This window comes from Vibrio sp. 10N.261.51.A3 (assembly GCF_041471965.1).
In the GTDB taxonomy this organism is placed as follows: Bacteria; Pseudomonadota; Gammaproteobacteria; order Enterobacterales; family Vibrionaceae; genus Vibrio; species Vibrio crassostreae_C.
The window spans coordinates 1-14,272 of the sequence record NZ_JBFRPK010000066.1 but is presented as its reverse complement, the minus strand read 5'-3'; the positions used below and the strand labels follow the sequence as shown (position 1 = coordinate 14,272).

Below are 14,272 nucleotides of genomic sequence, written 5' to 3'. Positions count from 1 at the left end.
TCGGCGCACAAACAAAAAGGGAAGCTTTCGCTTCCCTTTGGGTGTTTATAGTTAGTTACTCAGAGTATGACTTAGAGCAACAGTCTCACTCGTGCTTATTTTTGCAGTAGAGAGATGTCAGCAATCTGTAGGAACAGGTTACGTAGGTTGTTCAGTAGCGTTAGACGGTTCTTCTTAAGCGCTTCGTCATCAGCCATAACCATTACGTTATCGAAGAATGCATCAACAGGTTCACGTAGATCAGCCAGCTTGCTTAGGGCTTCTTGGTAGTTGCCTGTTGCGAATGCTGGTTCTAGTGCTTCTGTCATTACTTCAACGTTTTCAGCCAGTGCTTTCTCTGCGTCTTCTTGAAGAAGAGTTAGGTCAATTTCAGCTGGTAGCTCGCCATCGAATTTCGCAAGGATGTTACCTACACGCTTGTTCGCTGCTGCTAGTGCTTCTGCTGCTTCCAGTTCACGGAAGTGAGAAACCGCTTTAACACGTTGGTCAAAGTCAGCTGGCTTAGTTGGACGACGTGCTAGTACCGCTTGGATGATATCAACGCTGAAACCAGCATCTTGGTACCATGCGCGGAAACGACCTAGCATGAAGTCGATAACGTCAGCTTCTACGTTTTCGTTAGTTAGCTTGTCGCCTAGTAGCTCTTTCGCTTTACCGATCAGATCGGTTAGGTCTAGGTTGTAGCCGTTTTCAACGATGATACGTAGCACACCTAGTGATGCACGACGTAGAGCGAATGGGTCAGAACCTTTTGGAGCTTGGCCAATACCGAAGATACCTACGATAGTGTCTAGCTTGTCTGCCATTGCTACTGCTGAAGAGATACCAGTGCTTGGTAGATCGTCACCCGCGAAACGAGGCATGTATTGCTCGTAAAGTGCCAATGCAACTTGCTCGTCTTCACCGTCGTGTGTTGCGTAGTGCATGCCCATCACACCTTGAGTATCCGTAAATTCGAATACCATTGATGTCATTAGGTCACACTTAGCCAGTAGGCCAGCACGCTTAGATTTCTCAACGTCAGCATCGATTTGCTCAGCAATGTAGCCTGCAAGCTCTGTGATACGGTCTGTTTTGTCTTTGATCGTACCCAATTGCTTCTGGAAGATAGCTTGGTCTAGTTCAGCAAGACGGTCGATAAGCGGACGCTTACGGTCTGTGTTGAAGAAGAACTCAGCATCAGCAAGACGTGGACGAACAACCTTCTCGTTACCTTCGATTACGTGGCGAGGCTCTTTAGATTCGATGTTTGATACGAAGATGAAGTTCGGTAGTAGCTTCTTGTTGTCATCGTAAACAGGGAAGTACTTTTGGTCACCTTTCATGGTGTAAACCAACGCTTCAGAAGGGACTTTTAGGAACTCTTCTTCGAACTTCGCTGTCAGTACTACTGGCCATTCAACCAGAGACGTTACTTCTTCAACAAGGTCATCTTCTAGGTCAGCTGTACCGCCAACCGCAGCTGCCGCTTTTTGCGAATCAGCAAGGATGATCGCTTTACGCGCTTCGTAATCTGCCATTACTTTACCGCGCTCTTCTAGGATCGCAGGGTATTGGTCAGCAGAGTCGATTGTGAACTCTTGTTCGCCCATGAAACGGTGGCCACGGATAGTACGAGCAGATGCTACGCCTAGGATTTCGCCTTCAACAAGCTCATCACCTAGTAGTACAGTCAGTGTTTTTACTGGACGGATAAATTGAATGTCTGAGTTACCCCAGCGCATTGCTTTAGGAATTGGTAGGCCAGCCAGTGCTTTCGCAGCGATGTCCATCACCAATTCTTGAACTGGTTTGCCAGCCACTTCTTGTTTGAAAAGAAGCCACTCGCCTTTGTCTGTTTTCAGACGGTCAGCTTGCTCAACAGTAATACCGTTACCACGAGCCCAACCTTGTGCTGCTTTGGTCGCGTTGCCTTCAGCATCGAATGCCACAGAAACAGCAGGACCACGTTTTTCAACGACTTTGTCCGCTTGGCCTTCAGCCAGTGCTGTTACTTTAAGTGCTAGACGACGAGGTGCTGCGTACCACTTGATGCCTTCGTGAGAAAGCTCAGCAGTTTTAAGACCCGCTTCAAAGTTAGAAGCAAAGGCTTCAGCTAGAGAACGAAGTGCCGTTGGTGGAAGCTCTTCCGTACCCAGTTCAATTAGAAAATTCTTCGCCATGATTATTTACCTTCCTTTTCTTCTACAGATCGGCACATTGGGAAGCCAAGTGCTTCACGTGACGCGTAGTACGCTTCTGCAACAGCTTTAGTCAGGTTGCGGATACGAAGGATGTAACGTTGACGCTCTGTTACAGAGATAGCTTTGCGCGCATCAAGGATGTTGAATGCGTGACCTGCTTTTAGAATGCGCTCGTAAGCTGGAAGCGGCAGTGGCTTCTCAAGCTCAAGTAGTTCTTTACACTCTTTTTCGCACTGGTCGAAGAAAGTGAATAAGAAATCTACGTCTGCGTGCTCGAAGTTGTATGTTGATTGCTCAACTTCGTTTTGGTGGAAGATGTCACCGTAAGTCACGTTAGAACCGTCTGGTGCTACGTTCCATACAAGGTCGTAAACTGAGTCTACTTCCTGGATGTACATTGCTAGACGCTCGATACCGTAAGTGATCTCACCTGTTACAGGTTTACACTCAAGGCCGCCAACCTGTTGGAAGTAAGTAAACTGTGTTACTTCCATGCCGTTTAGCCATACTTCCCAACCAAGGCCCCATGCGCCTAGTGTTGGGTTTTCCCAGTTATCTTCAACGAAGCGAATGTCGTGAACAAGTGGGTCAACACCAAGAACCTCTAGGGAGCCTAGGTACAACTCTTGGATATTGTCTGGCGATGGTTTTAGCGCTACTTGGAATTGGTAGTAGTGCTGCAGACGGTTCGGGTTTTCACCGTAACGGCCATCGGTCGGACGACGAGAAGGTTGAACGTAAGCTGTAGACATTGGCTCTGGGCCAAGTGCTCGTAGACATGTCATTGGGTGAGAGGTGCCTGCACCTACTTCCATATCTAGAGGTTGAACAATGGTACAACCGTTTTGAGCCCAGTAATCCTGCAGCGCGAGGATCATTCCCTGGAAGGTTTTGATATCGTATTTTTGCATAGTCAGGTTCGCGCGATTCTTTTAAATGAATGAGAAAAATAACCTCTGAGTATACCGAGATATTCGTAAAGCGAGTAGGGGTAATCTTGTTTAATTAGTGGTCTAAAATGTCGTTTAGTGGATTTTTGTGCCTTTAATGTTTGTTTTTCGGCACAAGTGGATATTTTGATAACTTTGACACTTGTGTTTGAAAGCATGGGCTATTAAAATCTCGCGGTCTTTGGGGAGTAGCTTACTTATTCATATCCTATTGAATGAGTTCGTTCGTCAACATAATTGATGCAAAATCATCATGGCGTTCGAGGCAACCACCACCTTGGTGGTGCTTAGCAAGACCATAGACAAGCATCGTGAACCGGGATGGGGCGCGAGGTTTGTCTTTGGTTAAATATAATAATCCCCATCCCAAATGAGCATGTCGTGAGCGTTTTAGCAATTTCAATTACAACTGTCGCCTTAGCCGAGATCGGTGATAAGACTCAGTTGCTATCTCTTTTATTAGCCAGTCGATATCGCAAGCCGATACCTATCATCGCAGCTATCTTCTTTGCCACCATTGCCAATCATGCCCTTGCAGCATGGCTCGGGGTCGTGGTTGCTGATTATCTTTCACCTGAAGTATTAAAGTGGGTGCTGGTGGTCAGTTTCATTGCGATGGCTGGCTGGATTTTGATTCCCGATAAGTTAGATGACGATGAACAGATCTCAAACCGAGGACCGTTTGTCGCCAGTTTTATCGCTTTCTTTATTGCTGAGATCGGCGATAAAACCCAAATTGCGACCTCTATCCTAGGGGCTCAATATGCGGATGCATTAGCGTGGGTGATTCTGGGTACAACCATTGGTATGTTGCTGGCAAATGTGCCTGTGGTGATCATCGGTAAGCTGTCTGCTGATAAGATGCCTCTTGATCTGATTCGTAAGATCACAGCCTTGCTATTCGTGGGTTTAGCTATCGCTGCTGCGTTTTACTCGTAAGTGTTTTGAGTCTTATTATACTCAATCAGTAGAGTAATGTGTTGTAGGTCATACTCTTACAGTATTGTGGGGTTTATCGAGCGAATGGACATATAACTGTCATACTTGTCATGATATTTTAATCTTGTGAGTTAAGAACACGAGGGCATGATTATGTTGACGCGTTATATGGGTATTACTCCACAAAGCCAAAGTTATCTATTTACTTTTGGTCTTGCACTTACACTGTTAGGCATGGTGTTGACGGACATGTGGCTGCCAATGGTCGCGGGTGCCATCATCATGACTGCACTTGCGGTAGAGGCTTGGATTCGGGTCGCGCATATTATTCCGATGCGCAAAGATATCCGAGAAATTCAGCATCAGCTGGAGCATCTGCAAAACAAATCTAGAAGCGAATAAACAAAAAGCCGCTCGTACTCTGAGTTCTGTTTAAGAACATAAGGTACGAGCGGCTTTTTTGATACTTGATAGTCGGTGGGGCGTTACGCCTCCAATCCCTTTCTGATCAAATACTGGTAAGGCAACGTTTCTGTTGCTTGGCCTACCAACTGGTGATCCATGAATCGACAAAAGCTCGGAATATCTCGAGTTGTCGAAGGATCGTCAGCTTTTACCAGTAACACATCGCCATCCTGCATGTTTCTAATTGTCTTCCTGACCATCATTACTGGTTCCGGGCAACGCAGGCCTTCAGCTTCTAAAGTATGGGTTGCCAGTTCAGGTTTGAATGTCATGGTTTGTATCTCTATATCTATCTAACGAGTGAATAATACGTCTGCAGAAAAAATATGCAATAAGTGCTTGGCAAACAGAATCATTTCCTATAACTTAGTTAACAAGTTGATAACAACTTAAAGCAAAGGCAACTAGCTAAGGAGTGGCGATGTTGACAGGATTAGATAGATTAACAATTTATTCGGTTCTCTGTTTTATTTCTTTTTGTGCGTTAGTACTACGCTCATCGACAGAGACCTCACTGATGCCTATTTTTGGCATAGTAGCAACGATTATTGGTATTTGGGTAGAGATGCGCCGTTGGCAAGGCATAGCCGAAGAGCAAGAGCACTAACCCGAATACAGCAAGCGAATTCCGATACGACAACATTCCGACACTATCCCCAAATTTTCTTGGGCTTCCCCGCGTAATTGCGGGATTTTTTTTATCTAAAGCATGCTATAAACAACTTAGTGACTAATGGCAATCGTATACAGCTAGGTAAGTGGCGTGGAATTAGAAGACATCTATCGTAGAGACCTTAATTTATTGGTCGCTTTAAAGGTATTGATTGAAGAGGGCAGCGTAAGCCAGGCCGCGCTTCGTCTTAACTTAAGCCAATCCGCAACCAGTCGAGTATTAGGGCGTTTAAGAGAATTACTAAACGATCCGTTGTTTACACGTCAAGGTCAGCACCTTATTCCTACCAAGAAAGCACTCGAGATCAGTCAGCGTATTGATCAGCCTTTGGAGTCTTTTCGCCAATTGCTGAGTCCGAGTGACTTTGACCCTTACTATTGCAGCGAACGTTTTCTGATCGCTACCACCGATTATGCGATGCAAACCATCTTGCCTTATGCGTTGCCTAAGATTTATGAACAAGCACCCAATATCTCTTTGGAGTTTGCTCCGTTGCAGCATGAGCATTTGTTTAAACAGCTCAGCACCGAACGCGTTGATATGGCGATCTGTCGTCCGAGTGGCAGCATTGCACCACTTCATCAAGAAGTCTTGGGGCCGGTTGGTGTGTCGTGTCTGTTATCTAAACACCATCCATTAGCCGATCAACCTTTAAGCCTTGCAGACTATGTTTCACTCCCACATGCGATGATTGCGATCAGTGATGGTGTTAAGGCTTTATTAGACAACGCGTTAGCCAATCAACAGCCTCGTAAAATGGTGTTGCGTGCTTATCACCTTGAAGCTGCATTGGCGATTGTTGATAGAATGCCGTTGGTGATTACTGTGCCTGCTGATTTGGCTTATTTGGTAGCAGAGCGTTATGACTTGGTTGTTAAGCCATTACCATTTGAATTTATGCCGTTTGATTACTCACTGATCTGGCACTCGCGTTGCGATTCTTCTGCTTCACAACAATGGTTAAGAAGAGTGGTAAAAGAAGAGTGTGGTGAGTTGATTCAAAAACGGATTGCGGATGTCGGTTTGGGTTAACCGGATCTGAGTCTGAGTTCACTTGACCCGAATGACAAAAACGCAAAAGGGCTGATAAAAATCAGCCCTTTGTTGTTTTGGGTTATCCAAGCCTAAAGCTGTTGCTTAAGGTTTGATAACTTTATGTTTGAGAGCCTATAGTTTAATGACTACGCGACCAGTGATTTGACCGTTAGTGATGTCTTCTGCTGCTTGAATTGCACCGTCTAAAGACACTTCTTTGGTTGCTTGAGCGTAGAAAGATTCTGGTAGTAGCTCAGCCAGTTGTTCCCACGCTTTAATACGTTTTTCACGAGGGCACATTACAGAATCAACACCTTGTAGGCGAACGTTACGCAGAATGAATGGCATTACCGTGGTTGGTAAGTCAAAACCGCCTGCTAGACCACACATCGCAACCGCACCGTTGTAATCAATTTGCGCCAATACTTTCGCAAGCACTTTGCTGCCTACCGTATCGATAGCGCCAGCCCACAGTTGTTTTTCTAGTGGCTTAGCTGGTTCTTCTAGTTCAGCACGCTCTACAATACGTGTCGCGCCTAGTGATTTAAGTAGTTCACCGTTTACAGAAGCACGGCCAGTCACTGCTGCCACTTTGTAGCCCAGTTGGTTTAGTAGAGTGATAGATACGCTACCTACACCGCCACTTGCGCCGGTAACTAGGATTTCACCGTCTTCTGGTTTGATGCCTGCATCTACGATAGCTTGCACACAAAGCATTGCCGTGAAGCCTGCTGTACCGATCGCCATGACTTTCTTAGCGTCTAGACCTTTAGGCATTGGCACTAACCAATCACCGTTTAGGCTCGCTTTTTCAGCCATGCCGCCCCAGTGACCTTCACCAACACCCCAACCAGTTAGAACCACTTCGTCGCCTGCTTTGTAGCGAGGGTCATCAGATTGTGAAACCACACCAGAAAGGTCGATACCAGGAACCATAGGGAAGTTGCGAACAATGCGCCCTTTACCTGTAATCGCCAAACCATCTTTGTAGTTCAAAGAAGAGTAGCTAACATCAATCTTCACGTTACCTTCTGGTAATTGAGATTCTTCAATTTGAGAAACTGACGCGATAGTTTTTTTGTCTTCTTGGTTTAGTACAAGTGCTTTAAACATGATCTGCTCCGTGGAGGAATATTAGGAAACTGAAGTAACTTTAGTTGAATCATCCGAGAAAAAATAATGAAACATCAACATTGAATATATGCGTTTTGTGCATAGATGTCAGGGTTGGTTTTTCTCTCGTTGAGTTCGCTGAACACAATCGATGCATTGTTGGATGCCAAGCAATAAAAAGTGCAGCTATATAAATATAGCTGCACAAAAGATTACCCTTCAAATATTACAGTCAGTAAACGCTATGGGCGTTCAAATACCGTTGCAATACCTTGGCCTAAACCAATACACATAGTCGCCAAGCCGTATTTCACGTCTTGTGCTTCCATCAGGTTGATTAGCGTCGTCGAGATACGAGAACCAGAACAGCCTAGTGGGTGACCCAGAGCAATCGCACCGCCGTTAAGGTTTACTTTCTCGTCAACAACATCCAGTAGACCTAAGTCTTTAGCACAAGGTAGAGATTGAGCAGCAAACGCTTCGTTTAACTCAATCACACCCATGTCTTCAATGGTTAGTCCTGCACGTTTAAGTGCTTTTTGGGTTGCTGGTACTGGGCCGTAACCCATGATTGAAGGATCGCAGCCAGCGATAGCCATAGACTTCACGCGAGCGCGAATCTTAAGGCCAAGTGCGTTAGCTTTCTCTTCGCTCATGATAAGCATTGCAGAAGCACCATCAGACAGAGCTGATGAAGTACCTGCTGTTACTGTGCCGTTTGCTGGGTCAAATACCGGACGCAGCTGGGATAAGCCTTCAACTGTTGTCTCTGGGCGAATGACTTCGTCGTAATCCAGAGTGAACAGAGAACCGTCTGCAGCGTGAGCTTCGGTTGGCAGAATTTCATTTTTGAAACGACCTTCAACCGTAGCTGCTTGAGCGCGAGCATGTGAGCGTGCTGCGAATGCATCTTGGTCTTCACGGCTAATACCGTGCATTTTGCCTAACATCTCAGCGGTTAGCCCCATCATACCGGCCGCTTTTGCTACGTGTTTTGACATGCCTGGGTGAAAATCAACACCATGGTTCATTGGTACGTGGCCCATGTGCTCCACACCACCAATCAGGCAGATTTCAGCATCACCAACCATGATAGAGCGAGTTGCATCATGCAAAGCTTGCATAGATGAACCACATAAACGGTTGACTGTTACAGCACCAATCTCAATCGGTAGACCAGCAAGCAAGGCAGCGTTACGTGCAACGTTGAAGCCTTGCTCTAGTGTTTGTTGTACACAACCCCAGTAAATATCTTCAATTTCGACAGGGTTTACTTCTGGGTTGCGCTCTAAAATGCCTTTCATCAAATGTGCAGACAGATCTTCAGCACGAGTGTGACGGAAAGCTCCACCTTTGGAACGTCCCATTGGGGTGCGAAGGCAATCAACAACAACTACATTTTTCATTTTGCTATTCCTTTTCCAAATGTGGGTTACAGAGAACTGGCTTGTTGGCTGTCGTAAAAGCTTTCGCCCTTCGCTGCCATATCAAGCAATAGCTGAGGAACTTGGTACATTGCACCTAAGTCTTGGTAGCCTTTCGCCATTTCAACGAAGTTACCAATGCCCACACTGTCTAAGTAGCGGAATACGCCGCCTCTAAATGGAGGGAAGCCTAAACCGTAAACCAGTGCCATATCCGCTTCTTGCGGTGTCGCGATAATGCCTTCTTCTAGACAAAGCACCACTTCGTTGATCATTGGAATCATCACGCGCTGGATAATTGTTTGGTCATCAAAATCTTGTGGTGCTTGACATACGTCAGCCAAGATAGGAAGAATGTCTTCAGAGAAGGTCTTCTTCGGACGACCACGCTTGTCTACGCTGTATGTGTAGAAACCGCTACCGTTTTTCTGACCGTATTTTTCAGCAACGTAAAGTGCATCAATCGCATCACGACCTTCTTTGCCCATACGCTCTGGGAAACCTTGCGCCATCACAGCTTGTGCGTGGTGTGCAGTGTCTAGGCCTACAACGTCTAGTAAGTAAGCCGGGCCCATTGGCCAACCGAACTTGCGCTCCATCACTTTATCGATCTTAGTGAAATCAGCACCGTCGCGTAGCAACATGCTGAAACCGCCAAAGTAAGGGAAAAGTACACGGTTAACGAAGAAGCCTGGGCAGTCGTTAACAACGATTGGGGATTTACCCATCTTCGCTGCGTAAGCAACCACGCGATTGATGGTCTCTTCTGAAGTTTGTTCACCACGGATGATCTCAACCAAAGGCATGCGATGCACAGGGTTAAAGAAGTGCATGCCACAGAAGTTTTCTGGGCGCTTCAGTGATTTCGCTAGCAGGTTGATCGGAATTGTAGAGGTGTTTGATGTTAGAACCGTGTCTTCACCAACCAAACCTTCCACTTCGCTCAGTACTGCTGCTTTTACTTTCGGGTTTTCTACTACTGCTTCAACAATCACATCCGACTGTTCTACACCCGCGTAATGCAGGCTTGGAGTAATAGAAGACAGAATACCTGCCATCTTGAATCCATCTAAGCGACCGCGTGATAAGCGTTTATTCAACAGCTTAGATGCTTCGTTCATACCTAGATCAAGCGATGCTTGTGCGATGTCTTTCATCATCACTGGCACGCCTTTTAGAGCTGATTGGTAAGCAATACCGCCGCCCATGATACCTGCACCAAGTACGGCTGCACGCTCAGTTGCTTTGTTTGCTGACTTACCCGCTTGTTTCGCTAAGCCTTTGATGTACTGGTCATTCAGGAATAAGCCAACTAATGCTTTTGCTTCTTCCGATTTCGCTAGCTTAACGAAGTGCTTACGTTCGATGTCGAGTGCTGCATCGCGATTGCTGCGTGCTGCTTCTTCAATCGCAATCACAGAAGTAATCGGAGCTGGGTAGTGAGGCCCTGCTTTTTGAGCAACTAAGCCCTTCGCCATGGTAAAGCTCATCATCGCTTCGAGTTTGCTTAGTGAAAGCGCTGATGTCTTTTGTTTACGGCGTAGCTGCCAGTCTAATTTTTCATTAGCAGCCAGAGAAACGGTATTGATTGCCGATTCTAGTAACTGGTCTGTTTCAACAATCGCATCTAACAAGCCAACTTTAAGCGCCTCATCTGCACGGCATGCTTTGCCTTGCGTGATAATTTCCATTGCGCTGTCAGCACCGATAACACGAGGTAGGCGTACACAACCACCAAAACCAGGCATGATGCCAAGTTTGGTTTCAGGTAGGCCAATGCTGGTGGTCTTGTCACCGATACGGAAATCGGTAGCGAGTACACATTCACAGCCGCCGCCAAGGGCATGGCCACGCATCATTGAAAGAGTTGGGACAGGAAGGTCTTCGAGCTTGCTGAAGATTGAATTAGCGAATCTTAACCATTCATCAAGTTCTGCTTCTGGCTTAGCAAATAGGCCAAGAAATTCAGTGATGTCTGCGCCTACAATGAACGCGTCTTTGTTTGAAGTTAAGATTAAACCACGTAATCCTGCGTGAGCATTAAGAGCATCTAACGCTTTATCTAGTGATTCTAAAGTAGCAAGGTCGAGTTTGTTTACAGAGGCTGGTGCACAGAAGCTTAATTCCGCAATACCATCTTGTAATTCCTTTACCTGTAGGGTGTTAGCTTGGTAAATCATTGTCTATCTCCATGACATACAATCCACGATTGTTTGAGAGAATCTTGTTATCTTTCTATTATTGTAGAATACCTGGTAAGACCAGTTATCTTAGTCTGTACCTCTGCTTGATTAATTTCAATACATTTTTTAAACAATTGTTTAACATTGTGCGATGGCACAGATCCTCTAACCCTTATTATTCACGCGTGATACACTTCGTCGCTCTTATTAACTAAGTTAACGATATGAATGAACAGCCTTATTTAATACCTTCTGCGTCGGCTCTGTTTGAAGAAGAGATAAAAAAGAGCGTCTTTATTACGCATCTTGCTCATACTCCAAGTGTTGAAGCTGCAAAACAGTTCGTAGAACAGGTGAAAAAAGAGCATTCTTCAGCACGACATAACTGTTGGGGTTTTGTTGCTGGTCGACCTGAAGACTCAATGCTTTGGGGTTTCAGTGATGATGGTGAACCCTCGGGTACAGCGGGTAAGCCTATCTTGGCGCAACTATCGGGCTCTGGTGTCGGTGAATTAACGGCTGTTGTGACGCGCTACTCTGGCGGAATTAAGCTTGGAACCGGCGGTTTGGTTAAGGCTTACGGCGGTGGCGTACAACAAGCTCTCAAGCTGCTTCAAACTATCGAGAAAAAAATAACCACAAAATTACGGCTAGAGTTAGACTATGGCTTTGTGCCGATCGCACAATCCATCATGGCTCAGCATCAGGCTGTTGAGGTCCAAGCGGATTATGGTGTTCAAGTTGAGCTTATTATTGAAATAGAGCTCCTTCAGGTAGATTCGTTTACCCAAACCATGATCAATAAAAGCGGTGCTAAGGCACTGGTAACGAAAGTCAAAGACAACTAGGAAGTGTGAAGCATTTCGCTTCGTTCAATAGCTCATGCAATTTCGCTCAATTATTCGAATCGTCGGATTATTATTAGCACTTTTTAGTGTATCAATGCTTGCTCCTGCGCTCGTCGCACTGATCTATCGAGATGGTGCGGGTGTGCCATTTGTGACGACCTTCTTCGTTCTCTTATTCTGTGGAGCAACTTGCTGGTTTCCAAACCGACGTTATAAGCATGAATTGAAAGCGCGTGATGGCTTTTTGATTGTTGTTCTGTTTTGGACGGTAATCGGTAGTGCGGGTGCGCTGCCGTTTTTGATCGCCGATAACCCCAATGTGTCGGTAACCGATGCTTTCTTCGAATCCTTCTCTGCATTAACTACGACAGGTGCGACCGTAATTGTCGGCCTCGATGATCTGCCTAAGGCGATTCTTTTTTATCGTCAGTTCCTACAATGGTTTGGTGGTATGGGTATCATCGTATTAGCGGTAGCTATCCTCCCTGTTCTGGGTATCGGTGGTATGCAGTTATATCGTGCTGAAATCCCGGGTCCAGTAAAAGATAGCAAGATGACTCCGCGTATTGCTGAAACGGCAAAAGCGCTTTGGTACATCTACCTGAGCTTAACCATTGCTTGTGCAGTGGCGTTTTGGCTTGCTGGGATGAGCTTCTTTGATGCCATCAGTCATAGCTTCTCTACTATTGCGATTGGTGGCTTCTCGACTCACGATGCGAGCATGGGGTATTTCAATAGCCCTGCGATCAACATGATTACAGTTGTGTTCCTTCTTATATCCGCATGTAACTATTCGCTTCACTTTGCTGCATTTGCTTCAGGTGGTGTGCATCCTAAGTATTATTGGAAAGATCCTGAGTTCCGCGCCTTTATCTTTATTCAGGCAGTACTGTTCTTGGTTTGTTTCTTATTACTGCTCAATCATCACTCTTATGATTCGTACTACGATGCTTTCGACCAAGCCTTGTTCCAAACCGTGTCTATCTCTACGACCGCGGGTTTTACAACGACGGGTTTCTCAGAGTGGCCATTGTTCTTACCCGTACTGCTTTTGTTCTCTTCTTTTATAGGGGGATGTGCAGGTTCTACGGGTGGTGGTATGAAAGTGATTCGAATCTTACTACTTACTCTGCAAGGTGCTCGTGAAATGAAGCGTCTTGTTCATCCACGGGCTGTCTATACCATCAAGGTTGGCGGTTCTGCACTACCACAACGTGTTGTAGATGCGGTCTGGGGCTTCTTCTCTGCATACGCATTAGTGTTTGTGGTTTGTATGCTGGCTCTTATTGCAACTGGTATGGACGAGTTGAGTGCTTTCTCTGCGGTAGCGGCGACATTAAATAACCTTGGCCCGGGCCTTGGTGAAGTCGCGGTGCACTTTGGCGATGTGAACGACAAAGCAAAATGGGTACTTATCGTATCTATGCTGTTTGGCCGATTAGAAATCTTCACCTTATTAATCTTATTGACCCCTACGTTTTGGCGTAGCTAAGGACAACATTGTGGCAAAAGCTCTATTTTTGTATTCAAGCCGTGAAGGGCAGACCAAGAAAATCTTGAACTATATAAAAGAAGAAATGAGTGAGTTCGAATGTGAGCTTCAAGATCTGCACACTATTGGCAAGGTGGACTTTGCTCAGTACGACAGAGTGTTGATTGGCGCATCGATTCGTTATGGCCACCTTAATAAGAAGCTATATCAATTTATTGATGCCAACCTTACTCAGTTGCAATCAAGCAAGGTTGCGTTCTTCTGTGTTAACTTAACGGCGCGTAAAGAAGACCAAGGCAAAGATACACCAGAAGGCAGTGCGTATATTAAGAAGTTCCTTACCAAGTCTCCATGGCAGCCGACTTTAATCGGTGTATTTGCAGGTGCCCTCTATTACCCACGTTATAACTGGTTCGATAGAACCATGATCCGCTTTATTATGAATATGACAGGTGGTGAAACGGATACAACGAAGGAAGTTGAGTACACAAACTGGGAAAAAGTCTCTTTGTTCACTGAAAAACTGAAGAATATGTAAGATAAAAGCCTGCTTTTGAGGCGTTTTGAGTTCTTTTTAATCGAACGAATAAAAAAACGAAAAAAACTTAAAAAAGGGCTTGCCAGTGTGATCGAAATCTCTATAATGCCACCTCGCTGACACGGGATGGCTTCTTAGGAAACCAGAACGAATCAGCAAGCCAAATTAGCCAAGCCAAGCGCTTGAAAAAAGTTTTGAAAATAGTGGTTGACACTAAAACTTAAATCGCTAAAATGGCCGTCCGATTTGAGCGAAGCTCAAAAAGGAAAAGCTCTTTAACAATTTAAACCTATCAATCTGTGTGGGCACTCGTTGATGAATATCAAAAATTGATTCTTAGGAATCACATTGATTTCAATGAACTGAGTGACCAATCGATAATTTATTATCGGCACAGTCAATTCATTATCATTCTGTTCCTATTTATTT

General features: G+C 45.3%; 13 protein-coding genes and 1 riboswitch. Of the genes, 7 read left to right on the top strand and 6 right to left on the bottom strand.

Features of this window, described 5'->3' with window-relative positions; genetic code table 11:
- Positions 1-95: 95 nt before the first annotated feature.
- Positions 96-2,162 carry a glycine--tRNA ligase subunit beta gene (gene glyS / locus AB4371_RS16225; protein ID WP_193840193.1) on the bottom strand — a complete coding sequence of 689 codons (2,067 nt, stop codon included), beginning with the start codon at positions 2,160-2,162 and terminating at the stop codon, positions 96-98.
- A 2-nt stretch (positions 2,163-2,164) separates the two neighbouring features.
- Positions 2,165-3,094: a glycine--tRNA ligase subunit alpha gene (gene glyQ, locus AB4371_RS16220; RefSeq protein WP_004736678.1), complete on the bottom strand. Its 930-nt coding sequence runs from the start codon at positions 3,092-3,094 to the stop codon at positions 2,165-2,167.
- A 210-nt stretch (positions 3,095-3,304) separates the two neighbouring features.
- Positions 3,305-3,421: riboswitch (yybP-ykoY riboswitch) on the top strand.
- A 93-nt stretch (positions 3,422-3,514) separates the two neighbouring features.
- Between glyQ and AB4371_RS16215 the strand changes: the two genes are divergently transcribed.
- Both AB4371_RS16215 and AB4371_RS16210 read left to right on the top strand, forming a co-directional pair.
- Entirely contained in the window at positions 3,515-4,072 is a 558-nt protein-coding gene (locus tag AB4371_RS16215) for a TMEM165/GDT1 family protein (RefSeq protein ID WP_004739245.1), read from the top strand.
- A 147-nt stretch (positions 4,073-4,219) separates the two neighbouring features.
- Positions 4,220-4,474: a hypothetical protein gene (locus tag AB4371_RS16210; protein ID WP_017058818.1), complete on the top strand. Its 255-nt coding sequence runs from the start codon at positions 4,220-4,222 to the stop codon at positions 4,472-4,474.
- Between the two features lie 83 nt (positions 4,475-4,557).
- Here AB4371_RS16210 and tusA read toward each other — a convergent pair whose 3' ends face one another.
- Positions 4,558-4,809, bottom strand: a complete 252-nt coding sequence (tusA, locus tag AB4371_RS16205) for a sulfurtransferase TusA (RefSeq protein WP_004736675.1) — start codon at positions 4,807-4,809, stop codon at positions 4,558-4,560.
- Between the two features lie 149 nt (positions 4,810-4,958).
- On the opposite strand from tusA, the gene AB4371_RS16200 reads away from it, so the two are divergent.
- Together AB4371_RS16200 and AB4371_RS16195 are read left to right on the top strand one after the other, a co-directional pair.
- Positions 4,959-5,144: a hypothetical protein gene (locus AB4371_RS16200; protein WP_004736674.1), complete on the top strand. Its 186-nt coding sequence runs from the start codon at positions 4,959-4,961 to the stop codon at positions 5,142-5,144.
- Positions 5,145-5,300: 156 nt separating this feature from the next.
- Entirely contained in the window at positions 5,301-6,242 is a 942-nt protein-coding gene (locus AB4371_RS16195) for a LysR family transcriptional regulator (RefSeq protein WP_372127987.1), read from the top strand.
- A 135-nt stretch (positions 6,243-6,377) separates the two neighbouring features.
- On the opposite strand, the gene AB4371_RS16190 is transcribed toward AB4371_RS16195, so the two are convergent.
- From AB4371_RS16190 to fadB, 3 genes are all read right to left on the bottom strand, one after another.
- Entirely contained in the window at positions 6,378-7,358 is a 981-nt protein-coding gene (locus AB4371_RS16190) for an MDR family oxidoreductase (protein WP_017058820.1), read from the bottom strand.
- 242 nt (positions 7,359-7,600) lie between these two features.
- The gene (gene fadA, locus AB4371_RS16185) at positions 7,601-8,764 is read right to left on the bottom strand and encodes an acetyl-CoA C-acyltransferase FadA (protein WP_017058821.1); all 1,164 of its coding nucleotides are present in this window, start codon (positions 8,762-8,764) and stop codon (positions 7,601-7,603) included.
- A 26-nt stretch (positions 8,765-8,790) separates the two neighbouring features.
- Entirely contained in the window at positions 8,791-10,962 is a 2,172-nt protein-coding gene (gene fadB, locus AB4371_RS16180) for a fatty acid oxidation complex subunit alpha FadB (protein ID WP_017058822.1), read from the bottom strand.
- 227 nt (positions 10,963-11,189) lie between these two features.
- Between fadB and AB4371_RS16175 the strand changes: the two genes are divergently transcribed.
- The 3 genes from AB4371_RS16175 to hemG are packed head-to-tail and all read left to right on the top strand — an operon-like array spanning position 11,190 to position 13,843.
- Positions 11,190-11,813 carry a YigZ family protein gene (locus AB4371_RS16175; RefSeq protein ID WP_017058823.1) on the top strand — a complete coding sequence of 208 codons (624 nt, stop codon included), beginning with the start codon at positions 11,190-11,192 and terminating at the stop codon, positions 11,811-11,813.
- A gap of 34 nt (positions 11,814-11,847) precedes the next feature.
- Positions 11,848-13,305, top strand: a complete 1,458-nt coding sequence (locus AB4371_RS16170; RefSeq protein ID WP_008223210.1) for a TrkH family potassium uptake protein — start codon at positions 11,848-11,850, stop codon at positions 13,303-13,305.
- A gap of 10 nt (positions 13,306-13,315) precedes the next feature.
- Positions 13,316-13,843 carry a menaquinone-dependent protoporphyrinogen IX dehydrogenase gene (gene hemG / locus AB4371_RS16165; RefSeq protein WP_065584162.1) on the top strand — a complete coding sequence of 176 codons (528 nt, stop codon included), beginning with the start codon at positions 13,316-13,318 and terminating at the stop codon, positions 13,841-13,843.
- The last annotated feature ends 429 nt before the right edge of the window (positions 13,844-14,272 follow it).